23 protein-coding genes are annotated in these 21,082 nt (G+C 64.7%); 12 read left to right on the top strand and 11 right to left on the bottom strand.

The features are described 5' to 3' along the window. Window positions 1-7 precede the first annotated feature (7 nt). Complete coding sequence (locus N430_RS28110; RefSeq protein ID WP_039602166.1) at window positions 8-595, bottom strand: YecA family protein; 588 nt, start codon at window positions 593-595, stop codon at window positions 8-10. Window positions 596-840: 245 nt separating this feature from the next. On the opposite strand from N430_RS28110, the gene recQ reads away from it, so the two are divergent. Next, window positions 841-2,985: a DNA helicase RecQ gene (recQ, locus tag N430_RS28100; protein ID WP_110636881.1), complete on the top strand. Its 2,145-nt coding sequence runs from the start codon at window positions 841-843 to the stop codon at window positions 2,983-2,985. Between the two features lie 138 nt (window positions 2,986-3,123). After that, complete coding sequence (locus N430_RS28095) at window positions 3,124-3,561, top strand: MarR family transcriptional regulator (RefSeq protein ID WP_110636878.1); 438 nt, start codon at window positions 3,124-3,126, stop codon at window positions 3,559-3,561. Between the two features lie 32 nt (window positions 3,562-3,593). Here N430_RS28095 and N430_RS28090 read toward each other — a convergent pair whose 3' ends face one another. Then, the gene (locus tag N430_RS28090) at window positions 3,594-5,780 is read right to left on the bottom strand and encodes a patatin-like phospholipase family protein (RefSeq protein ID WP_110636875.1); all 2,187 of its coding nucleotides are present in this window, start codon (window positions 5,778-5,780) and stop codon (window positions 3,594-3,596) included. A gap of 67 nt (window positions 5,781-5,847) precedes the next feature. Here N430_RS28090 and N430_RS28085 point away from each other — a divergent pair, with 67 nt between their 5' ends. Beyond that, window positions 5,848-6,129 carry a SelT/SelW/SelH family protein gene (locus N430_RS28085; protein WP_110636872.1) on the top strand — a complete coding sequence of 94 codons (282 nt, stop codon included), beginning with the start codon at window positions 5,848-5,850 and terminating at the stop codon, window positions 6,127-6,129. Here N430_RS28085 and N430_RS28080 read toward each other — a convergent pair whose 3' ends face one another. Both N430_RS28080 and N430_RS28075 read right to left on the bottom strand, forming a co-directional pair. Next, a complete protein-coding gene (locus N430_RS28080) occupies window positions 6,130-7,020 on the bottom strand; it encodes a DMT family transporter (RefSeq protein ID WP_110636869.1) in 891 nt (296 codons plus the stop codon). 180 nt (window positions 7,021-7,200) lie between these two features. Then, complete coding sequence (locus N430_RS28075) at window positions 7,201-7,965, bottom strand: AraC family transcriptional regulator (RefSeq protein WP_110636866.1); 765 nt, start codon at window positions 7,963-7,965, stop codon at window positions 7,201-7,203. 126 nt (window positions 7,966-8,091) lie between these two features. Between N430_RS28075 and N430_RS28070 the strand changes: the two genes are divergently transcribed. Continuing rightward, window positions 8,092-8,904, top strand: a complete 813-nt coding sequence (locus N430_RS28070; RefSeq protein WP_110636863.1) for a UDP-2,3-diacylglucosamine diphosphatase — start codon at window positions 8,092-8,094, stop codon at window positions 8,902-8,904. On the opposite strand, the gene N430_RS28065 is transcribed toward N430_RS28070, so the two are convergent. Beyond that, window positions 8,901-9,212: a DUF962 domain-containing protein gene (locus N430_RS28065; RefSeq protein ID WP_110636860.1), complete on the bottom strand. Its 312-nt coding sequence runs from the start codon at window positions 9,210-9,212 to the stop codon at window positions 8,901-8,903. The genes N430_RS28070 and N430_RS28065 overlap by 4 nt on opposite strands. Before the next feature lie 155 nt (window positions 9,213-9,367). Between N430_RS28065 and N430_RS28060 the strand changes: the two genes are divergently transcribed. After that, the gene (locus N430_RS28060; protein ID WP_103446406.1) at window positions 9,368-10,429 is read left to right on the top strand and encodes an AraC family transcriptional regulator; all 1,062 of its coding nucleotides are present in this window, start codon (window positions 9,368-9,370) and stop codon (window positions 10,427-10,429) included. On the opposite strand, the gene N430_RS28055 is transcribed toward N430_RS28060, so the two are convergent. After that, window positions 10,386-11,840, bottom strand: coding sequence for a TrkH family potassium uptake protein (locus tag N430_RS28055; RefSeq protein ID WP_103446407.1), 1,455 nt, complete (start codon window positions 11,838-11,840; stop codon window positions 10,386-10,388). The two genes, N430_RS28060 and N430_RS28055, sit on opposite strands and share 44 nt — an antisense overlap. Before the next feature lie 102 nt (window positions 11,841-11,942). Between N430_RS28055 and N430_RS28050 the strand changes: the two genes are divergently transcribed. Continuing rightward, a complete protein-coding gene (locus N430_RS28050; RefSeq protein WP_110636857.1) occupies window positions 11,943-12,500 on the top strand; it encodes an NAD(P)H nitroreductase in 558 nt (185 codons plus the stop codon). Window positions 12,501-12,556: 56 nt separating this feature from the next. On the opposite strand, the gene N430_RS28045 is transcribed toward N430_RS28050, so the two are convergent. From N430_RS28045 to N430_RS28025, 5 genes are all read right to left on the bottom strand, one after another. Further along, window positions 12,557-13,897 (bottom strand): HAMP domain-containing sensor histidine kinase, encoded by a 1,341-nt coding sequence (locus N430_RS28045; RefSeq protein WP_110636854.1) that lies wholly within the window; start codon window positions 13,895-13,897, stop codon window positions 12,557-12,559. Window positions 13,898-13,956: 59 nt separating this feature from the next. Continuing rightward, a complete protein-coding gene (locus N430_RS28040; protein WP_110636851.1) occupies window positions 13,957-14,373 on the bottom strand; it encodes a Spy/CpxP family protein refolding chaperone in 417 nt (138 codons plus the stop codon). A 124-nt stretch (window positions 14,374-14,497) separates the two neighbouring features. Beyond that, window positions 14,498-15,175: a response regulator transcription factor gene (locus N430_RS28035; RefSeq protein WP_110636848.1), complete on the bottom strand. Its 678-nt coding sequence runs from the start codon at window positions 15,173-15,175 to the stop codon at window positions 14,498-14,500. Window positions 15,176-15,317: 142 nt separating this feature from the next. Further along, the gene (locus tag N430_RS28030; protein ID WP_008091826.1) at window positions 15,318-15,617 is read right to left on the bottom strand and encodes a YciI family protein; all 300 of its coding nucleotides are present in this window, start codon (window positions 15,615-15,617) and stop codon (window positions 15,318-15,320) included. A gap of 1 nt (window position 15,618) precedes the next feature. Further along, complete coding sequence (locus N430_RS28025) at window positions 15,619-16,212, bottom strand: septation protein A (protein ID WP_218278067.1); 594 nt, start codon at window positions 16,210-16,212, stop codon at window positions 15,619-15,621. A 67-nt stretch (window positions 16,213-16,279) separates the two neighbouring features. Here N430_RS28025 and N430_RS28020 point away from each other — a divergent pair, with 67 nt between their 5' ends. The 6 genes from N430_RS28020 to N430_RS27995 all read left to right on the top strand — a co-directional run. Beyond that, complete coding sequence (locus tag N430_RS28020; protein ID WP_110636842.1) at window positions 16,280-17,140, top strand: PHP domain-containing protein; 861 nt, start codon at window positions 16,280-16,282, stop codon at window positions 17,138-17,140. A 13-nt stretch (window positions 17,141-17,153) separates the two neighbouring features. Then, window positions 17,154-17,783, top strand: a complete 630-nt coding sequence (locus N430_RS28015) for an L-threonylcarbamoyladenylate synthase (RefSeq protein WP_085675920.1) — start codon at window positions 17,154-17,156, stop codon at window positions 17,781-17,783. A 128-nt stretch (window positions 17,784-17,911) separates the two neighbouring features. Then, on the top strand, window positions 17,912-18,637 hold the full coding sequence (locus tag N430_RS28010) for a ScpA family protein (RefSeq protein ID WP_165837396.1): 726 nt from the start codon (window positions 17,912-17,914) through the stop codon (window positions 18,635-18,637). Then, window positions 18,624-19,394, top strand: coding sequence for an SMC-Scp complex subunit ScpB (scpB, locus tag N430_RS28005; RefSeq protein ID WP_110636836.1), 771 nt, complete (start codon window positions 18,624-18,626; stop codon window positions 19,392-19,394). The genes N430_RS28010 and scpB overlap by 14 nt, the downstream gene beginning before the upstream one ends. 207 nt (window positions 19,395-19,601) lie before the next feature. Further along, on the top strand, window positions 19,602-20,708 hold the full coding sequence (rluB, locus tag N430_RS28000; RefSeq protein ID WP_110636833.1) for a 23S rRNA pseudouridine(2605) synthase RluB: 1,107 nt from the start codon (window positions 19,602-19,604) through the stop codon (window positions 20,706-20,708). A 98-nt stretch (window positions 20,709-20,806) separates the two neighbouring features. After that, window positions 20,807-21,082: transposase domain-containing protein (locus N430_RS27995; protein WP_256592188.1), on the top strand; the 276-nt coding region annotated here is incomplete at its 3' end.

Here is a 21,082-nt window from a genome sequence, read left to right as displayed (position 1 = left end):
AGCCGACTCAGTGGTGACGTGGCTTGAGCAGCGCCGGTTTTTCGTCTGGAGCGTGCAGTAGCAGGAACAGCGCACTCAGCGCTTCCGGGATCTGCACGATCATGTCGTCCTGCAGGTTGGCGTTGCTGGCGATGTCGGCGAATTCAGGCTGTTCGTCGAACAGGCCGGAACCGACCATGATCGGCAGCAGCATTTCGCTGACTTCTTCCTCGGCGTTCTCGAACCAGGCCTCTTCACGCAGGAACACACCTTCCATGAAGCCGATGCACCAGCCGCGCAGGTCGGAATCGTCCGGCTCGTCGGTCAGGTCCAGCTCGCATGGCAGGTCGAATTCTTCGTCGCTGGCCAGCTGGCGGGCGATGTGGCCTTTGAGGGCGACCAGCGTCGCTTCGATCTCGGTGCGCTGGGCATCGCTTGCGTAATGGGGTTCTTCGGCGAACAGCGCGTCGATCCATTCACGCTCGGGTACGTCCTCGGAGCAGATCGACAGCGCGGTCAGGTAGCCGTGTGCGGCGACGTAGTCCAGCGCTTCTTCGTGCAGCTCATCGGCGTCGAGGAAGGCTTGCAGGCGGGTCAGTTGCTCGGCGAAGGACATTACAGGGCTACCTTGGGGAATAAACGATAGTGAATTCTAGCACCTTGCGGCGGCAGCGGGGCAAAGGGAACGTCTGTCACCGGGCATCCTGTGCGGGCCGTCACTACGGTATACTCCGCCGTTTTTCATCCAGGGGCGGGTTTTCCCGACCCTCTGGCAAAAGCCGCTTACGCTTTTGGCGTGTGCGGGGCGGGTTTTTCGTCCAGCCTGTGTCCAGGATGGTACGGCGATTTGTGGAGTTGCACATGCTCGAACAGGCTCAGCGCGTTCTCAAGGATATCTTCGGTTACGACAGTTTCCGTGGGCGCCAGGCAGCGATCATCGAATGCGTGGCCAATGGCGGCGATGCCTTGGTGCTGATGCCTACCGGTGGCGGCAAGTCCCTGTGCTTCCAGGTGCCTGGCTTGTTGCGCCCCGGCCTGACGGTGGTGGTGTCGCCGCTGATCGCGCTGATGGACGACCAGGTCGCCACCCTCGATGAACTCGGCGTTGCCGCAGCGGCGCTGAATTCCACCCTGAGCCCGGAGCAGCAGCGTGACCTGGCCGGGCGCCTGCGCCGGGGCGAGGTGAAGATGCTCTACCTGGCGCCTGAGCGCCTGGTGCAGCCGCGCATGCTGGACTTCCTGCGTGACCTCGACATCTCGCTGTTCGCCATCGACGAAGCCCACTGTGTTTCGCAATGGGGCCATGACTTCCGCCCGGAGTACCTGCAGCTCGGGCAACTGGCCGAGCTGTTCCCCCATGTGCCGCGGATCGCCCTGACCGCCACCGCCGACATGCGGACTCGCGAGGAGATCGTCCAGCGCCTGCACTTGCAGGGGGCCGAGCGCTTCCTGTCGAGTTTCGACCGGCCGAACATCTTCTACCGCATCGTGCCCAAGGAGGCGCCACGCAAGCAGCTGATGGCCTTCCTCGGCGAGCGTCGCGGCAATGCCGGCATCGTCTACTGCCTGTCGCGCAAGAAGGTCGATGAGACCGCTGCGTTCCTCTGCGAGCAAGGTTTCCCGGCCTTGCCGTACCACGCCGGCCTGGCCGCCGAGACGCGCGCCGCCAACCAGCACCGCTTCCTCAACGAGGAAGGGTTGATCATGGTCGCCACCATTGCCTTTGGCATGGGCATCGACAAGCCCAACGTGCGCTTCGTTGCCCACCTCGACCTGCCCAAGTCGCTCGAGGCCTATTACCAGGAAACCGGCCGTGCCGGCCGTGACGGCCTGCCGTCGGATGCCTGGATGGCCTACGGCCTGCAGGACATGGTGATGCTCAAGCAGATGCTGCAGAACTCCGAAGGTGACGAGCGCCACAAGCGCATCGAGCAGCACAAGCTCGACGCCATGCTGGCCCTGTGCGAAGAAACCCGCTGCCGCCGTCAGTCGCTGCTGGCCTATTTCGACGAAACCCTCGAACAGCCGTGCGGCCACTGCGACAACTGCGTCGACCAGATCCAGACCTGGGATGCCACCGAGCCGGCCCGCCAGGCGTTGTCGGCGGTGTTCCGCACCGGCCAGCGCTATGGCGTTGGCCACCTGGTCGACGTGCTGCTGGGCAAGGACACCGAGAAGGTGCGCAATTTCGGCCACGAGAAACTTTCGGTGTTCGGCGTCGGCAAGGGCCTGGCCGAGGCCGAGTGGCGTTCGCTGTTCCGCCAGCTGGTGGCGCGCGGCCTGGTCGATATCGACCTGGAAGGCTACGGTGGCTTGCGCCTGTCCGACAGCTGCCGGCCGCTGCTGCGCGGCGAGGTGAACCTGCAGCTGCGCCGCGACCTCAAGCCACAGACCGTGGCCAAGACGTCCTCCAGCGGCGGCAGCCCGGCCAGCCAGTTGGTACGTGCCGAGGAGCGCGAGCTGTGGGAGGCGCTGCGCACCCTGCGGCGCAAGCTGGCCGAAGAGCACAGCGTGCCGCCCTACGTCATCTTCCCCGATTCAACCCTGCTGGAAATGCTCCGCAGCCAGCCGACCAGCCTCAGCGACATGGCCCAGGTCAGCGGCGTGGGGGCGCGCAAGCTGGAGCGCTATGGCCAGGCCTTCCTCGAAGTGCTCAACGGCGCCGGTGGCACCGAGGAGGCGCCGAAGGTGGTGCTCGACCTGCGCCACGAACTGGTCAGCCTGGCCCGCGCCGGCATGACCCCGGCGCAGATCGCCGGGCAGCTCAACTGCAGCGAGAAGAACGTCTACAGCCTGCTGGCCGAAGCCCTCGGCCGCCAGGAACTGAGCCTGGAGCAGGCGCTGGACCTGCCGGAAGAGCTGATGATGGAAGTGCAGGATGCCTTCCTCGATGGTGAGGGCGAGCTGCCGCCAGTGTCGGCGATTGCCCCGCTGTTCGGCGCAAGGGTGCCGGAAGGCGTGCTGTACTGCGTGCGTGCGGCGCTGGCGGCGGAGTTCGAGCTCTGATGGGCGGCATTTCAGTCAACTGCTGATGTTTGTCATCCTTTTTGACGATTATCGGACGTTTCCGCGGCGGGCAGCCTTGCCTGATGCCCCGGAGCATGGTTAGCTGACTAATAATTAGTTCTAGTCTATGAGTTGCTTATGCCCCTGACCGACAACCAACACCGCTTCGGCATGCAGCTGGCGCAGATGTCCCGTGGCTGGCGTGCCGAGCTGGATCGCCGCTTGGCCGGGCTCAACCTGTCCCAGGCACGCTGGCTGGTGTTGTTGCACCTGGCCCGTTTCGAAGAAGCGCCCACCCAGCGCGAGCTGGCGCAGAGCGTGGGCGTCGAGGGCCCGACCCTGGCGCGGCTGCTTGACAGCCTTGAAAGCCAGGGGCTGGTGCGTCGCCAGGCGGTGATGGAAGACCGGCGGGCGAAGAAGATCCTGCTGTGCCCACCGGCCAAGCCGCTGATCGAGCAGATCGAGACCATTGCCAATGCCCTGCGTCTGGAGCTGTTCACCGGCGTGGACGAGGCCGATCTGCAAGTGTGCATGCGTGTGCATGCCAAGATTCTCGCCAACCTCGAAAAATCCTGAGTCTTCTGGGGCCGCAAAGCGGCCCCGATCAATTAGAAGGTATGCCCCAGGTTCAGGTACACCGCCTGCTCATTCGCCGTGTTGGCCCCATAACTCAGGTTCAACGGCCCCAGCGGCGTCTCCAGCCCCAGGAAGATGCTCGCCGCGTTGATGTAGCCACTGTCGAATTCGTTGTCGTTGTTCCATGCCCGCCCTCGCTCCAGCGAGCCACCGATATACAGTGGGAAGTCCAGCGGCAGATAGGCCCGTGGTGTCAGGCGCCGGTAGTACACCATCCGCAGCAGGCTGACGTTCTGCCCTGACACCGAGTCCTGGCGGAAGCCGGACAGTTCCCTCGCGCCCCCCATCACGAAGCTCGAAGTGACCACCTCGGTGGCGTCCAGCGTGCGTCCATAACGCCCACCCAGCACGAAGGTGTTCGGGCCGACGCTGAAGGCCTTGTCCAGGTTCAGCAGCCACTGCCGGTAGTCCTCGTCCGAATCCAGCGACTTGTCGTACTTGCGCAAGGTCAGGCCGATGTCCTCGCCACGGTGCGGGAAGTACACATTGTCGAGGGTGTCGAACGAATACTTCAGCTCGTAGAAGCCTTCGTTGAAGCTGACGCTGGGCAGGTCCTGATCGCCAATACGCACGTCAGCCTCGCCCCAGGCCTTGCCCACACCCAGGCGCACCTCGCCGGAAGTGCCAATCTGGCGGCCTACATTGAGGCCGAAACCATAACGCTCCAGCCGGTACTCAGCGATCGGGTCGTTGTCCAGAGTCGCTTCGATGTTTTGCGAGCCGAGGTCCAGATAGGGCGCGACGAAGTAGCGTGAACCCACGTCCAGCGGCTGGTAGAACTCACTGTACAGTTCCTGCTGGTCACCGATCTGGGCACGGGTCAGCCATTCCGCGCCCAGTCGGTTGATGCCGTTCATGCGGTAGCTGGCGCCAAGGTTGAAGGCGCTGTCGCCGCGCAAGTCGTCCGACAGGTTGAGGCCCAGGCGCAGGTAGTCGGTGCCGCCGCGCTTGCCGCGGGCATTGATCACCAGGATGTTGTCGTCGCCCTTGTGCACCACGCGGTACTGCACCCGATCAAAGTAGTCCAGGCCATAGAGGGTGCCCATGTCGGTCTGCAGACGGTCGAGCGCCAGTGGCTCGCCAATCGGCTGGCGGATGTAATAGCGGATCACGTCGTCGCTGACTTTCGAGTCGTTCTCTATCCTGATCGCGGTGATCACCGGGGTGCGCTGGCCCGGTGAGCGGGCCACGGCGAGGCTGGCGTCGCCCTCTGGTTGGCGCAGCGCGGCCAGGCGCGTGTCGAGCAGGCGGGTGGCGCGATAGCCGGCGTCGATCATGTCCTGGGCACGGCCGAAGTCGGTGACGCCGAAGGCTGCAAGCTGTGGCTGTATCAGGATGTCATCGCGGTGCAGGCTGGCCAGCTGCTCCTCGGAGTTGCGCCGGGTCATCAGGGTAATCGACTGGTTGAGCACGTCGACCACCGTGGCCAGTTGCTTGCGGTCGCGCAGCGGAGTGCCGATGTCGACCACGATGGCCAGGTCGACGCCCATCTCCCGGGCGACGTCGAGCGGGATGTTGTCGGTCATCCCGCCGTCTACCAGCAGGCGGCCATCCAGCTCGACCGGGGCGAACACCGCCGGGATCGACATGCTTGCGCGAATCACCTGCGGCAGGTGGCCACGGCTGAACACCACCTTCTCGCCGCTGGCGATGTCGGTGGCCACGGCACGGAAGGGGATCGGCAGCTTGTCGAAGTCGCGGATGTCGGCGGTGTGGGCCAGCTTGCTTTCCAGCAGCAGCGCCAGGTTCTGGCCCTGGATCACCCCCAGCGGCAGGCCGAGGCTGCCGTCGTCGCGGAAGCTCAGCTTTTGTTTGACCAGGAAGTCGCGGTCATCCTGCTTGCGCCGGAACGGCACGTCCTCCCGTGGCGGTGCATCGGACAGCGCCTGCTGCCAGCCCAGCGTGGTGGCGAGTTTTTCCAGCTCCTCGATACTGTAGCCGGAGGCATACAACCCGCCCACCACGGCGCCCATGCTGGTGCCGGCGATGGCATCAATGTGCACGCCCTGTTCTTCCAGGGCCTTGAGCACACCGATATGGGCCAGGCCACGGGCGGCACCGCCAGACAACACCAGGCCGACCTTGGGGCGGGCAGGCTCGGCGGCGAATGCGGTGAGGGCAGTGAGCGTCAGCAAAAGGCATAACAGCAGGCGGCGCATCGTGAGTCTCAAACCGAAGGCTAAAGACCGCTAGTATAAGCGGCCCCTTACCTGGAGATGCCTCAGCATGGCCGACAACAAGCCGGAAATCGTCATCACATATTGCACGCAGTGCCAATGGCTGCTGCGCGCCGCCTGGCTGGCCCAGGAGCTGCTCAGCACCTTCTCCGACGACCTTGCCCGGGTGGCGTTGGAGCCGGGCACCGGCGGCATCTTCCGCATCACCTGCGATGGCGTGCAGATCTGGGAGCGCAAGGCCGACGGTGGCTTCCCCGAAGCCAAGGTGCTCAAGCAGCGCGTGCGCGACCAGATCGACCCGCAGCGCGACCTGGGCCACAACGATCGCTGATCAGGCGCCCTCGGCCACAACCTTTTGCCGGGGTGGCTGCTCGGCGGCCATGCGGCTCGACAGCACGATGGCGAAGATGATCAGCACGCCACCCAGCAGCATGCGCAGGGTTGGCGTTTCGGCAAATACCGCCCAGGCCACGGCGATGCCGTAGACCGGTTCCATGGCAAACACCACGGCGGCGGTGCGCGCCTTGATCACCGCCAGGCTGGCCACGAAGAGGCTGTGGGCGACGCCGGTGCAGAAGACCCCGAGCAAGGCGATCCACAACCAGTCGATGCGGGCGACCTGGCTCAGCCCCGGGCCGGCGAAGGGCAGCAGGCACAAGCCGACCACCAGGTTTTGCCACAGCGCCGCCTGCACGGCGGGCAAGCGCCCGGAGCCGGCACGGTTGGTCAGCGACAGCAACGAGAACAGCAAGCCGGAGAGCAAGGCCCAGAGCAGGCCGCCGGTGGCCTGGCTGGCCAGGTCGAATTCTGGGGTGACCAGTATCAGGCCGATGCTGACCAGCACCACCAGCACGCCTTCGTTGCGTCGGATGCGCTCGCGGAACAGCAGGCCTTCGAGGATCACGGTGAAGGCCGGGAAGCTGGCGAAACCCAGGGTGGCGATGGCTACGCCGCCAACCTTCACGGCGATGAAGAAACTGACCCAGTGGCCGGCCAGCAGCACGCCGCCGAGCAGCAGGCGTCGCACGTCCTGGCCGCTCAGGCGCCGCCAGCCGGGGCCGGTGAGGCTGGCGAACAGCGTCAGGGCCAGCACGGCGAAGGCGGCGCGGCCGAAGACGATGATCGCCGGGCTGGCGCTGGCGGCCAGTTTGCCGAAGACGCCGGTCAGGCCGAAGAACAACGCGCCGATGTGCAGGGCGCCGAGGGCAGTGCGGTGGTTCATTGCAAGTCCTTTGATTCTTTACTGGCTTTGCTGGCCTCTTCGCGGGTAAACCCGCTCCCACAAGTACTGCACTGGTTTCAGAATCTGCAAGATCCCTGTGGGAGCGGGTTTACCCGCGAAGGGGCCGGTGCAGGCAAAGTGTATTGCCCCAGGCCAATGCATTCTGTCGCCATCCTGCCGTCAGTTGTCGCCAGGCTCTCGCCGCATGGCCAGCGGCGAGCAACCAAACGCCCGCAGCATCGCAGCGGAAAATGCACTCTGCGAGCTGTACCCCACCTGCGCCGCAATCTCCCCCATCGGCAGCAAGGTCTGAATGACCAGCCGCCTGGCCTTGAGCAGGCGCCGCTGGCGGATGTAGTCCATCGGCGTCATACCGCACTCGGCGCTAAACCGTGCATGCAGCCGGGCACTGGACAAACCCGCGATGCGCGCCAGGTCGGCCACCTGCAAGGGGTAAGCGGCATGCTGCTCGATATGCGCATCGAATGCGGCATAGGGCAGGCGATGGCTGGGCGTGACCCTGGCCGAGGCGCTGGGGTTGAGGCTGGCGAGCAATAACACCGCGCCTTGCCGGGCAATCAGCGGGTCGTCCATGGGGCTCGCCGCCAGCCAGTCCACCAACTGCTGCTGGCGCTCATCCAGTCCCCGTGCGCCTGGCTGGTCGAGCAGGCGCCGGCTGGCATCGGCATGCGTGCCGAGTTGCTCGTGCAGCCAGTGCTCGTCCGGTACATCCAGCACCAGGCAATCGCTGCCGACATCACTGGCGCAGGTGTGATGGGCGCCAGCGGGCACCACCATCAGCCCCCGGCGGGCGACCTTGGCGCCGTGGCCCTGCACCTCGAAGTCCAGGCGACCGTGCAGGCCGAACACCAATTGCGGGTGTTCGTGACTGTGGGCGATCAGTTCGTCGCGGTAGTGGCGCAAGGAAAGTATCGGGCCGGCCATGGGGCATCCTCGTGGGGCTGTCCGCCATTGTGCCGCATTCGTGGCAGACCATCACTCGTCACATCCCTGCCACCAACCTGTCATCTGGGCCTGCCAGTCTCCAGCAAACAGCGCCGGAGCCTGCCCATGACCCATGCCGAACTCTCTCGCCCGTCACGCAAGCAGCGCGTGCGCACGTTGTGGATATCCGACGTGCACCTGGGTACACGTGATTGCCAGGCCGAACACCTGTCGCAGTTTCTCAAGGGTTATCAGGCCGATCGCATCTACCTGGTTGGCGATATCATCGATGGCTGGAAGCTGCGCAGCGGCATCTACTGGCCGCAAGCCCACACCAATGTGATCCGCCGCTTGCTGACCATGAGCAAGCGCGGTACCGAGGTGATCTACGTCACCGGCAACCATGACGAATTCCTGCGGCGTTACTCGAAACTGATGCTGGGCAACATCCAGTTGGTGGACGAGGCCGAGCACCTGACCGCCGATGGCCGTCGCCTGCTGGTGATCCATGGTGACCAGTTCGACGTGATCACCCGCTATCACCGCTGGCTGGCCTTCCTTGGCGACCGCGCCTACGAATTCACCCTGGTGCTCAACCGCTGGCTCAACCATTGGCGGGCGCGCTACGGGTATGGCTATTGGTCGCTGTCGGCGTACCTCAAGCACAAGGTCAAGGGCGCGGTGAACTTCATCAGCGACTTCGAGGATGCGATTGCCCATGAATGCACCCGTCGCGGCTTTCACGGGGTGGTCTGCGGGCACATCCACCATGCCGAGATTCGCCAGGTGGGGGAGGTGGAATACCTCAACTGTGGCGATTGGGTGGAGTCGTGCACGGCGCTGATCGAGCACTGGGATGGCAGCATCGAGCTGTATCGGCTGGCCGACGCACAGGCCCGCCAGGCCGAAGCCGAGACGGCCCTGCGCGAGCCGGCCTAGAGGCTGATCCTGCCGAGCAGGATGTCGCGGAACATGGCGAAATCACCGATCAAGCTGTACCACGGGTGCTTGAACGTCGCTGGCTTGTTCCGCTCGTAGAAGAAATGCCCGACCCAGGCGAAGCCGTACCCGCAAAACGGTACGGCCAGCAGTAGCCACCACTTGCCGCTGCCGATGGTGTAGGCGAGCAAGGCAATCACCAGGCTGGTGCCGACGAAGTGCAGGCGTCGGCAGGTGGGGTTGCTGTGTTCCCCCAGGTAATACGGATAGAACTCGGCGAAACTGCGAAACTGCGCGGTGCTGGTCATGGGCAGTGCTCCGGGATTATCACTTTTGGACAGGATACACGGCGTGGAGCCTGAATCGAGTCTAGAGTCATTGGCGGTGCCGGCCAGTGACAATAGGCGCCAAATGAGTATCCTTGGGGTTCACCGCAAGTAGCGGTCAGTATAAGAAGCCTGCCATGAGTGAAAGAACCACGTCAGCCAGCTGGGCATCAGGGATTGTCAAGGCGCTGGAGCTGGAAGGGCTCGATTGCCCGGCCATGTTCAAGCAGCTGGGGCTGGATTTCGCTGCACTCGACGACCCGGATGCACGCTTTCCGCAAGACGCCATGACCCGCCTCTGGCAGCTCGCGGTCGAACTCTCGGGCAACGAAGCCATTGGCCTGAACATGGCGCGGGTGGTGCGCCCGGCTTCGTTCCATGTGGTGGGCTATGCGTTGATGTCCAGCCGCACCCTGGCCGAAGGTTTCGAGCGGCTGGTGCGCTACCAGCGCATCATTGCCGAAAGCTCGGACCTGAGCTTCATCCTCGGCCCTGAAGGCTATTCGCTGATTCTGACCGTGCACGGCGATCACCTGCCACCCACCCGGCACAGCGCCGAAGCGTCGCTGGCCTGCGCGCTGGCCTTGTGCAAATGGCTCAGTGGCCGGCCGGTGCAGCCACGTCGGGTGCTGGTGCAAGGGCCGCAGCCGAAGGATATCGAGCCGTACAAGGTGGCATTCCATTCCCCGCTGATTTTCGGTGCGCCGCACGATGCCCTGGTATTCGAGCGGGCCGACATGGAAGCGCCATTGCCCACTGCCAACGAAGCCATGGCCATCCTGCATGACCGCTTTGCCGGCGAGTACCTGGCGCGTTTTTCAGAAAGCCGCGTGACTCACCGGGTGCGCCAGGTCCTGTGCCGCATCCTGCCGCAAGGGGAGCCCAAGCGCGAAACCCTGGCCCAGGCCCTGCACCTGTCCCAGCGCACCTTGCAGCGCCGCTTGCAGGAAGAGGGCACCAGCTTCCAGACGTTGCTCGACGACACTCGCCGTGAGCTGGCCGAGCAATACCTGGCCCAGCCAGGCATGACCCTGCTGGAAACCGCCTACCTGCTGGGCTTTGCCGACCCGAGCAACTTCTACCGGGCATTCCGCCGCTGGTTCGATGTCACCCCCAGCGAATACCGCGCCCGGCTGGGTGCGGAGCCCGCCGAAGTCAGTGACGCCAGAACGCCGGCATACACAACACCAGCACCGTGATGATCTCCAGGCGGCCGAGCAGCATGCCGGTCGACAGCACCCATTTGGCGGCATCCGGCAGCGTCGAATAGTTGCCCGAAGGGCCGACCACTTCGCCGAGGCCCGGGCCCACGCCCGACACGGTGCCGGCAGCGCCTGTCAGTGCGGTCATCCAGTCAACGCCCAACAGCGACAGCAGCAGGGCCATCACGCAGATGGTGATAGCGAAGAAGAACGAGAAGGTCAGGATCGAGCGGACGATTTCCTCGTCCAGTCGGTGACCGTTGTACTTCTGCTTGATCACCGCGCGCGGGTGGATCAGCTGGTTGAGGCTGGCCTTGAGCAGGATGTAGGCCACCTGGAAGCGGAAGATCTTGATACCGCCGGCGGTGGAGCCGGAGCAGCCGCCAACGAAGCCCAGGTAGAAGAACAGCATCAGCGAGAAGTTGCCCCACAGGCTGTAGTCGCCCAGGGCGAAACCGGTGGTGGTGACCACCGAGGTCACGTTCAGTGCTACGTGGCGCAGGGCATCGAGCCAGTGCAGGTTGGTGGTGTACCAGTACCAGGTGCCGAGCACGATCCAGGTGACCACCAGCATGCCCAGCAATCCTTGAACCTGCTGGTCGCGGATAAGGGCCTTGCGGTTGCCACGCAAGGTCGCCACGTACAGCGTGAAGGGCAGGCTGCCCATGATCATCACCACCACCGCGACCCAGTGCACGGCGGGGATGTCCCACTTGGCCAGGGACTGGTCAGAGGTGGAGAACCCGCCGGTGGAGATCGCCGACATGGCGTGGTTGATGGCATCGAACGGGCTCATGCCGGCCCACCAGAAGGCCAGTGCGCCGAAGATCGAGAAGCCGACGTACACGCCGACGATCGACTTGGCGACCATGTGCGAGCGCGGCATGACCTTTTCCGAGCGGTCTGATGACTCGGTCTGGAACAGGCGCATGCCACCGATGCGCAGCAGCGGCAAGATCGCCACCGCCATGGCGATGAAGCCGATGCCGCCGAGCCAGTGCAGCATCGAGCGCCACATCAGGATGCCCGGTGACATGGTGTCGAGCCCGCTGAGCACCGTGGCGCCGGTGGCGGTGATGCCGGACATGCTCTCGAAGAAGGCGTCGGTGTAGCTGATGTGCTGGGTCAGCAGGAAGGGCAGGGCGGCGAAGATGCACACCACCACCCAGCTGCTGACGGTCAGCAGGTACATGTCGCGCGGCCGCAGGTGGACGTGCTCGGGGCGGCCCTGCAGGACCATGGCCAGGCCGGCAATGAAGGTGATCAGGCTGGACCAGAGGAACGACGGCAGGTCGCCGGTGCGTTCGAAGATCACCAGGGTCGCCATGGGCACGACCATGCTGACCGCCAGGGTGATCAGGAAGATGCCGATGATGAAACCAATGATCCTTAAGGTCGGCAACGCCATGTGATCTGCTCTGACTCGAAACGGAAGGGCGCCATTCTACCTATGGGTCTGGTGATGTAAACGCTAGAATGGCCGCACATTCACCTGCCAGGAGGGTAGCCGATGGAGGCTCTCGACGCATTGCTCAACCGTGTATCCGTGCCGCGCCTGACCGAACCTGCGCCCAACGAGGCCCAGCGCGAGGCGCTGTTCCAGGCCGCCTTGCGCGCACCGGACCACGGCCAGCTGCGGCCGTGGCGCTTCCTGACCATCGAGGGTCAGGGCCGCGACAAGCTCGGTGAGCTGTTTGCCGAAGCGGTGCAGCACAAGGGCGACGCCAGCCAGGCTGCGCTGGACAAGGCACGTGCGATGCCGCTGCGTGCGCCATTGCTGATCGTGGTGATCGCCAAGCTGCAGGACCACTTCAAGGTGCCCAAGTCCGAGCAGCGCCTGGCGGCGGGTTGCGCGGCCCATGGCATCCTGATTGCGGCGCATGCCCAGGGGATCGGCGCAGTGTGGCGCACCGGTGACATGGCCTTCGATGCCCATGTGCATAAAGGGCTGGGCCTGGCCGAGAACGAGGAGCTGATTGGCTACCTGTATGTCGGTACGCCGATGGCTGAACCGCGTACGGCGCCGATTCTGGAAACCGCCGATTATGTCGCTACCTGGGGCGAGTAACGCGTTGGCTTCTTCGCGGGCTTGCCCGCGAAAGGGCCGGCGGCCCCAGCATCACGTTAACTGCCCGTCACTACCGCCAGCGGCAACTCCACCCGAGCCACGAACCCACCCTGTGGATGATTCTCCAGCACCAGGCTCCCGCCATGCCGCTCGGCCGCCTTGCGCGCAATCGCCAACCCCAGCCCGTGCCCAGCCGCTTCCTGCCCCGGCGCCCGGAAGAACGGCTCACCCAACTGCGCCAGGTGCTCCGGCGCCGCCCCTGGCCCATGGTCGCGCACGCTCAGCACGATCTTGTCCTGCTCGCGCTGCGCACTGATCTCGATCGGTTGCCCCTCCGGGTTGAAGCGCAGGGCATTGCGCACCAGGTTGTCCACGGCACGCTCGATCAGTGTCGGCCAGCCTTGCAGCGTCAGCCCCGGCTGCGCCTCCAGCTTCACTTCCTGCTCCGGCGCACTGAGCTGAGCATCCTTGCGCACGCTGCCGAGCAGCGCGTTAAGGTCGACAGGTTCGGCATGGGCCTGCTCGGCATCGACCCGGGCCAAGGTCAGGATTTCGCTGATCAGGTCTTCCAGGCGGTCGCATTCACGGGTCAGGCGTGGCCACAGGGCCTGGCGCTGTTCGGTTTCGGCGCGCTCGGCCAGAGCCAGGGCAATGCGCAGGCGCGCCAGCGGTGAACGCAGCTCGTGGGACACGTCGCGCAGCAGCTGGCGCTGGCTGCCGATCAGGCTCTGCAGGCGTGCACCCATCTTGTTGAAGTCCTTGGCCAGCACGCCGAACTCGTCACGCCGTGCCGCCAGCCGGGCCAGGCTGTTCTGTTGGTAGCTGGCCTGGCCAAGGTCGTGAACGGCGCCGCGCAGGCGGCTCAGCGGGCGGGTGATCGACAGGGTTACCAGCAGGCTGAACAAGGTCAGCACCACCAGCGCGATGCCCAGGGCACTCAACGGCCAGAGCAGGCTCTCGCGGTGCCAGGCGTCCAGCTCCGGGTGCGGGATGCGGTAGATCAACAGGTAGGTGTTGCCGCTGTCGGGGCTGGTGTATTCCTCGGTCAGCCGGCGCCACGGCAGGCGGCGCTCGTCATTGTGCTGGCGCGCCTCAAATGCCGCCGCGCGGCGCGGGAAGGTGCCAGGCACCACGGCATCGCCACTGTCGTCGAGCACCTGCACATCAATCTTGTAGCGCTCCTTGCGGCGCTCCAGGAAGGCCTGGGCCGACTCCAGGCCCTCCTGCTCATAATGCTTGGCCCAATGGCTGGCCATGGTCTTGAGGCCGGGGTGGCGGCTGAGGATCCAGGCGTCCTGGTTGAGCATGTGGCCGAGCAGGATCGACAGGCCCGCGACCAGGGTAATGGCCAGCCAGAAGCTGGCCAGGATGCGCCAGAACAGAGAACGCAAGAGCACCTCCTGTAAACGGGAAAAGCCCGGCCCGCTTGAGGCGGGCCGGGCATTGAGCGAGAAGCTTACTGGGCCTTGGTGGCTTTTGCAGCTTTCCAGGCCTGGAACTCTTTCCATTCAGCCTTGCGTGCTTCGCGTTCCTTTTGCAGTTCATCGAACTTCTTCTGCTGATCAGGCTTGAGCAGCGCGCGGACCTGGCTGTCGGTCTTGTCGTGGCTGGCCTTGAGCTCGTCTTTCATGGCCTTCTGGTCGGCTGCCGGCAGCTTGTCCAGGTAGCGCTCGGTGATCTCGCGGCGGTGCTGCATCTGCTCGCCCATCAGCTTGCCGATCTGCTGGCGCTGGTCGCGGCTCAGGTCCAGTTGGGCGAAAGGCGCATCACCGCGATGATGCGGGCCGTCGTGACGCGGGCCGCCTTCAGGCATGGCCATGGCCACGGTCGGCAGGGCGGCGGCGAACATCAGGGCGATAAGGGTCTTGCGCATGGTGTCTCTCCTGTCATGGGCCGGTGTTTACCGGATGAGCTCAGTCTAGGGAGATCAAGGTCAAGCGCAGTCAGCGGACGGTAAAGGCAGGGTAAAGATGGGGCACAGGCGGCCCCATGCAGGTTTACAGGCTGTAGTAGTAACCGCGGCTACGCAGTGCCACGATCCGCGGCCGACCATCGGGGTGTGGGCCGACCTTCTTGCGCAGGTTGCTGACGTGCATGTCCAGGCTGCGGTCATACAGGGTCAGCTTGCGCCCCAAGGCGATCTGCGCCAGTTCCTGTTTGTCCAGCGGCTCGCCCGGCTGGCGCAGCAGCGCTTCGAGGATGCGGCTTTCGGACAGCGTCAGGCTCATGTCGCGGCCGTCGATGCTGACCACGCCACGCACCGGGCTGAACGCCAGGTCGCCGATCTCCAGCTGGGTGGTGGTGGCGGTGGGGTGGCTGCGGCGCAGCACGGCGCGCAGGCGGGCGGTGAGCTCACGAGGGTCGCAGGGCTTGGCCAGGTAATCGTCGGCGCCCAGTTCCAGGCCGAGGATGCGGTCCAGGGGTTCGCCGCGGGCCGACAGCATTAGCACCGGCAGCTCGGCGTGTTCGCTGCGCAGCTGCTTGAGCAGCTCCAGGCCGCTGCCGTCGGGCAGCATCACATCCAGCACCACGGCCGCCGGAGCCTGCTCGGCCAACGCCTGTCGCGCGCTCTGGCCATCGTGGCAGGCGCGTACCGCAAACCCTTCCTGGGTCAGCCAGCTGCCGAGCAGCTCGCAGAGTTCCTGGTCATCATCAATCAGTAACAGCTCGCTCATGACTCACTCAATTCAAATCGACGGCGTCTGACGCGCTCGCCAGTGGCAAAGATACCGCAGACTGGGGACGACTGTGTAATTCGAGCGTGCAATTAGAAGGGGCAGACCGCGTCGCCAGAGTGATCGGCGACGCGGTGGCCGGTCAGGGCAGGACTTGCTTGAACGGCTTGACGATGACCTTGTCGTACACGCCCGCGGCGATGTACGGGTCGGCATCGGCCCAGGCCTGGGCGGCGGCCAGGGAGTCGAACTCGGCGACGATCAGGCTGCCGCTGAAGCCGGCTTCACCTGGGTCGTTGCTGTCGATGGCCGGGTGCGGGCCGGCCAGCACCACGCGGCCTTCGGCCTTGAGCTGCTGCAGGCGCTCGATGTGCGCCGGGCGTGCGGCCAGGCGTTTTTCCAGGGAGTTCGCGACGTCGCTGGCGATGATGGCGTAGAGCATGTCAATCCTTGGGTTTGGAGGTGGAAGGGTCGTCGTGCAGGTGACGCGACAGGTACACACCCTGCGCCACCAGGAAGATCACGGTCATGCCCAGGCTGCCGAACACCTTGAAGTCGACCCAGAAGTCCTGGAAGGTGAAGGCCACGAACAGGTTGGCGGCGCCGCAGAACACGAAGAAGGCGATCCAGGCCACGTTCAGGCGCGACCAGATGGCATCGGGCAGGGTCAATGCGTGGCCCATGATGCGCTTGATCAGCACCCGGTCGCCGATGAAGTGGCTACCGGCGAAGCCCAGGGCGAACAGCCAGTTGACCACCGGCGCCTTCCACTTGAGGAAGGTTTCGCTGTGGAAGGTCAGGGTCAGGCCGCCGAACACCAGGCAGGCGACCAGGGTCAGCCACTGGCCCTTCTCCAGCTTGCGCTGGCGCAGGAACAGCGCGCCGTACACCACCAGCGAGCTGATGATCAGCATCGCCGTGGCGCTGTAGATGCCGCCGAATTCGAAGCTGTGGCCGGCGACGTCCAGCGGACGCGGGTCGAGCTTGTAGACGATGAAGAACAGCAGCAGCGGGATGAAATCGATGAATTGTTTCACAATGGCAGCCAGAATCGGGATGTGACGGCATAATAACAAACATCGATTCCAGCGAAAGCGCTCCTCCATGAATGTTGATCTGCACTGTCACAGCACGGCCTCCGATGGCGCCCTGTCGCCCACGGACCTGGTCGCCCGGGCCCATGAGCACGGGGTGCAAACGCTGGCACTGACCGACCACGACACCCTCGAAGGGCTGCCCGAAGCGCGCCAGGCCTGCCACGCGCGGGGCATGCGCTGGGTCAGCGGGGTAGAGCTGTCGTGCACCTGGGGTGGCGCGACCATCCACGTGCTGGGCTACCACTTCCCGCTCGATGCACCGCCCTTGCTCCAGGCCATCGAGGCCCTGCACCGTGGCCGCTGGTTGCGTGCCGAGGAAATCGACAAACGGTTGGCGGCCAAGGGCATGCCAGGCGCCCTCGACGGCGCGCGGGCCGTGCAGCAGGAACTGGGGGACAGCGGCAACGCCCCGGCGCGGCCGCATTTTGCCGAGTTCATGGTGCGCGCCGGTCATGTCAAGGACCGTGCCGAGGCCTTCCGCAAGTGGCTGGGGGCCGGCAAGCTGGGCGACGTCAAGCAGCACTGGCCGACGCTCGAGGAAACTGTCGCCACCCTGCGCCAGTCAAACGCCTGGGTGAGCCTTGCGCATCCCATGCACTACGATCTGACCCGCAGCAAGCGCAGGCGGCTGATTGCCGACTATATTCAGGCAGGCGGGCAGGCACTTGAAGTGGTCAACGGGATGATGCCGGCCGAGCAGGTGGGCACGATGTCCATCCTTACCCGTGAGTTCGGCCTGCTGGCAAGCGCTGGCAGCGATTTCCACGGCCCCGGCACCTGGGGCGAGATCGGTGCCTACCGGCCATTGCCCGAGGACTTGCCACCTCTGTGGCGTCGATTCAGTCATGAACAGCTTATGGCGCTATGAACAGGACGACTTCGTGAGCCAATTTTTCCAGATTCATCCGGAGAACCCTCAGCCGCGCCTGATCCGCCAGGCGGTGGAAATCATCCGCAAGGGCGGCGTGGTGGTCTACCCGACCGACTCGGCCTATGCCCTGGGTTGCCAGATCGGCGACAAGGCGGCGATCGAGCGGGTGCGCCGCCTGCGCGGCCTGGACAAGACCCACAACTTCACCCTGATGTGCTGCGACATGTCGCAACTGGGGCTGTACGCCAAGGTCGACACCGGCATCTTCCGCCTGCTCAAGGCCCATGTACCCGGGCCCTATACCTTCATCCTCAACGGTACCCGCGAAGTGCCGCGCCTGCTGCTGCATGAAAAGCGCCGCACCATCGGCCTGCGCGTGCCGGACCACGCTATCACCTTGGCGCTGCTGGCTGAACTGGGCGAGCCGCTGATGAGCGTGAGCCTCATCCTGCCGGGCGACACCGAGCCGATGACCGACCCCTACGAGATTCGCGAGCGCCTGGAGCACCATGTCGACCTGGTCATCGACGGTGGCTTTGGCGACCTCAAGGCTTCGACCATCATCGACCTGTCCGGCGACGAGCCTGAACTGATCCGCGAAGGCTGCGGCGACCCCACGCCGTTCATGGTCAACGCGTGAGCCAGGTGGAAGCACCCGAGGCGCCGGCAGAACAGATCGAGCCGCCGCCACAGCAGTTGCAGCTGGCGCTGGTCTACGGCGAAGCGCTGACCGAAATGCCGGTGGACCTGTACATTCCGCCGGACGCCCTGGAAGTCATCCTCGAAGCCTTCGAGGGCCCGCTGGACCTGTTGCTGTACCTGATCCGCAAACAGAACATCGACATCCTCGACATCCCGGTGGCGGAAATCACCCGCCAGTACATGGGCTACGTCGAATTGATGAAGAGCGTGCGCCTGGAGCTGGCCGCCGAATACCTGGTGATGGCTGCGATGCTTGCCGAGATCAAGTCGCGCATGCTGTTGCCGCGCTCGGCCGAGGTCGAGGAAGAGGAGGGCGACCCGCGCGCCGAGCTGATCCGCCGCCTGCAGGAGTACGAGCGCTTCAAGGCTGCCGCCGAGGGCATCGACGAGCTGCCGCGGGTGGGTCGCGAGATCGTCGTGCCGCGTCTTGAAGCCCCGCAAGCCAAGGTGCGCAAGCTGTTGCCGCAGGTCAGCCTGGAAGAGCTGCTGGTGTCCATGGCCGAGGTCATGCGCCGCAACGACCTGTTCGAAAGCCACCAGATTACCCGCGAGACACTGTCTACCCGCGAGCGCATGAGCGACGTGCTGGAGCGCCTCAAGGGCGGCGCCTTCGTGCCGTTCGTCGCGCTGTTCACGCCCGAGGAGGGCAAGCTCGGCGTGGTGGTGACCTTCATGGCGATCCTCGAGCTGGTGAAGGAATCGCTGGTCGAACTGGTGCAGAATGAGCCCTTTGCGCCGATCCATGTGCGGCTGCGCCCCGAGTCTGTCGAAGAACCTGATGAATCTGAATGAACCCCGCGACCTGGCGTCGCTGATCGAAGCCTTTCTGCTCGCCTCGGGCAAGCCGCAGTCCCTCGAACGGCTCTACGAGCTGTTCGAAGAGGCCGAGCGCCCCGAGCCGAAAGTCTTCAAGAAAGCCCTGGAAGTGCTCGACAAGTCCTGCGCCGGGCGGGCTTTCGAGCTCAAGGAAGTGGCCACAGGTTACCGCTTGCAGATTCGTGAAGATTTCGCGCCCTGGGTTGGCCGGCTGTGGGAGGAGCGCCCGCAGCGTTATTCCCGCGCCTTGCTCGAGACCATGGCGCTGATCGCCTACCGCCAGCCCATCACCCGTGGCGAGATCGAGGATGTGCGGGGCGTGGCGGTCAACAGCAACATCATCAAGACGCTGATGGAGCGCGAGTGGATTCGTGTGGTCGGCTACCGCGAGGTGCCTGGGCGCCCGGCGATGTTCGCCACCACCAAGGCGTTTCTCGATCACTTCAACCTCAAGAGCCTGGACGAGTTGCCAGCGCTGGCCGAACTGCGCGAGATGGAGCCAGAACCGCTGCTCGACCCGGATGATGCCCCGGTGCCGGCGCATATACAGGCCTTGGCCGATGCCAGCCTGGGCGAAGAGGAAGCCGTCGGCGAGCCGAAGGAAGAGACCAGCTTCCGCAGCTTGCTGGTGGAGCTGGACCAGATGGAGGAAGGGTTGAAGACCGACTTCGACGACCTGCGTGAAGAGGAGCCCGAGGCCTCGGTGGAGGAAGAGGGCAAGTCCGAACCTTGATATTGCCTGTACCGGCCTCATCGCGGGCTTGCCCGCGATGAGGCCGGTACAGGCAGCATCAAGCCCGCTGGGCAGAATTTACCCTCCAGCCCTACAAAACCCTCTACCCTCCAGTGCGTTCCTCCAGGGAACCGCGTATGATGCGCGGCCCTTTGGCGCGTTCGTCGCCAAGACCCTGTTTTCATTCCTACACCGGGAGGTGCCCAGATGAGTGAGCAAGACCTGCAAAATACCGAAATCACCCCGCCAGCCGGCGAAAAGCTGCAGAAAGTGCTGGCGCGCATCGGCGTTGGTTCGCGCCGTGACGTCGAAGCCTGGATCAGCCAGGGCCGCATCAAGGTCAACGGCGTCGAGGCCACCCTCGGCCTGCGCGTCGACCTGCACGACGCCATCACCGTCGACGGCAAGCTGATCAAGCGCGAAGAGGCCGCCGAGGCCACGCGCCGGGTGATCATGTACAACAAGCCCGATGGCGAGATCTGCACCCGTGACGACCCGGAAGGCCGCCCGACCGTATTCGACCGCCTGCCGCGGCCGAAGGAAGGCCGCTGGATCAACATCGGCCGCCTCGACATCAACACCACCGGCCTGCTGCTGTTCACCACCGACGGCGAACTGGCCAACCGCCTGATGCACCCGTCCTACGAGATGGACCGTGAGTACGCCGTGCGTGTACGTGGTGAAGTCGACGACGAGATGATCGATCGCCTGAAGGCGGGCGTGATGCTCGAAGACGGCCCGGCCAAGTTCACCGACATCCAGAAGGCGCCAGGTGGCGAAGGCTTCAACCACTGGTACCACTGTGTGGTGATGGAAGGCCGTAACCGCGAGGTACGCCGCCTGTGGGAATCCCAGGGCATGGTGGTCAGCCGCCTGAAGCGCGTGCGTTTCGGCCCGGTGTTCCTCAACTCCGACCTGCCGATGGGCCGCTGGCGCGAAATGACCCAGGGCGAAATCGACATCCTGGCCGCTGAAGTGGGCCTGCAGCCGGTGGCGCTGCCGACCCTGAACCTCAAGGCCAAGGACAAGATGGAGCGCCTGCAGCGCAAATCGAGCCGCCCAATGGGCCGCAACGAGCGCGTGCGCAGCCTGCGCCCGGCCCATGAAGGCGGTGCTGCAGCCGCTGAGCGCCCGGCACGCCAGCCACGCGATACCTCGGGTGAGCGCCCAGCACGTCAGTCGCGTGACGAGGCCCCGCGTAGAGGCAGTCGTGGCAGCGCCGTGGCCGAACGCCCGAGCGAAATGCGCAAGCGCCCAGGCAAGCCTGACGGTGACAAGCCGGCTGGCCGTGGCCGCGGCAAGCCGCGTGGTTGATTGCTCTGTGCAGCGATGAGAAACCAGCCTTCGGGCTAATGCCAGTCAGTTAAGACTGACACTTTAAGCTTTAGCCCGTAGGCCGCAAAATCCGATGCTTGGAAACGAGCATCGGATTTTTTATGCGCCTAGCAAAAGCACTGTCCCTCACTCACGAAATGGCCTCAAGGCCAAATGCCCTTGAAGGACTAGGTGCTTTGCTTGATCCGGACATTGTGAAGCAGGCTTTTGAAGCCGCAGGTGTCTCGACCATCCGCAAGCGCCGCCTCCCGCTTGAAAGCCTGGTGTGGTGCATCATCGGCATGGCACTGTTCCGCCGAATGTCGGCGTGGGACGTCGTTAACCACATGGACATCATGCTGCCCGGCAAACGG

Origin of the sequence: Pseudomonas sp. CC120222-01a, from assembly GCF_003097235.1 — a bacterium.
Lineage (GTDB): Bacteria > Pseudomonadota > Gammaproteobacteria > Pseudomonadales > Pseudomonadaceae > Aquipseudomonas.
This window is presented reverse-complemented; position numbering and strand designations above follow the sequence as displayed.

Excerpts from the sequence above, each read along its gene's own strand:
- N430_RS28110 (WP_039602166.1), bottom strand. The coding sequence starts at position 595 with ATGTCCTTCGCCGAGCAACTGACCCGCCTGCAAGCCTTCCTCGACGCC.
- recQ (WP_110636881.1), top strand. The coding sequence starts at position 841 with ATGCTCGAACAGGCTCAGCGCGTTCTCAAGGATATCTTCGGTTACGAC.
- N430_RS28095 (WP_110636878.1), top strand. The coding sequence starts at position 3,124 with ATGCCCCTGACCGACAACCAACACCGCTTCGGCATGCAGCTGGCGCAG.
- N430_RS28090 (WP_110636875.1), bottom strand. The coding sequence starts at position 5,780 with ATGCGCCGCCTGCTGTTATGCCTTTTGCTGACGCTCACTGCCCTCACC.
- N430_RS28085 (WP_110636872.1), top strand. The coding sequence starts at position 5,848 with ATGGCCGACAACAAGCCGGAAATCGTCATCACATATTGCACGCAGTGC.
- N430_RS28080 (WP_110636869.1), bottom strand. The coding sequence starts at position 7,020 with ATGAACCACCGCACTGCCCTCGGCGCCCTGCACATCGGCGCGTTGTTC.
- N430_RS28075 (WP_110636866.1), bottom strand. The coding sequence starts at position 7,965 with ATGGCCGGCCCGATACTTTCCTTGCGCCACTACCGCGACGAACTGATC.
- N430_RS28070 (WP_110636863.1), top strand. The coding sequence starts at position 8,092 with ATGACCCATGCCGAACTCTCTCGCCCGTCACGCAAGCAGCGCGTGCGC.
- N430_RS28065 (WP_110636860.1), bottom strand. The coding sequence starts at position 9,212 with ATGACCAGCACCGCGCAGTTTCGCAGTTTCGCCGAGTTCTATCCGTAT.
- N430_RS28060 (WP_103446406.1), top strand. The coding sequence starts at position 9,368 with ATGAGTGAAAGAACCACGTCAGCCAGCTGGGCATCAGGGATTGTCAAG.
- N430_RS28055 (WP_103446407.1), bottom strand. The coding sequence starts at position 11,840 with ATGGCGTTGCCGACCTTAAGGATCATTGGTTTCATCATCGGCATCTTC.
- N430_RS28050 (WP_110636857.1), top strand. The coding sequence starts at position 11,943 with ATGGAGGCTCTCGACGCATTGCTCAACCGTGTATCCGTGCCGCGCCTG.
- N430_RS28040 (WP_110636851.1), bottom strand. The coding sequence starts at position 14,373 with ATGCGCAAGACCCTTATCGCCCTGATGTTCGCCGCCGCCCTGCCGACC.
- N430_RS28035 (WP_110636848.1), bottom strand. The coding sequence starts at position 15,175 with ATGAGCGAGCTGTTACTGATTGATGATGACCAGGAACTCTGCGAGCTG.
- N430_RS28030 (WP_008091826.1), bottom strand. The coding sequence starts at position 15,617 with ATGCTCTACGCCATCATCGCCAGCGACGTCGCGAACTCCCTGGAAAAA.
- N430_RS28020 (WP_110636842.1), top strand. The coding sequence starts at position 16,280 with ATGAATGTTGATCTGCACTGTCACAGCACGGCCTCCGATGGCGCCCTG.
- scpB (WP_110636836.1), top strand. The coding sequence starts at position 18,624 with ATGAATCTGAATGAACCCCGCGACCTGGCGTCGCTGATCGAAGCCTTT.
- rluB (WP_110636833.1), top strand. The coding sequence starts at position 19,602 with ATGAGTGAGCAAGACCTGCAAAATACCGAAATCACCCCGCCAGCCGGC.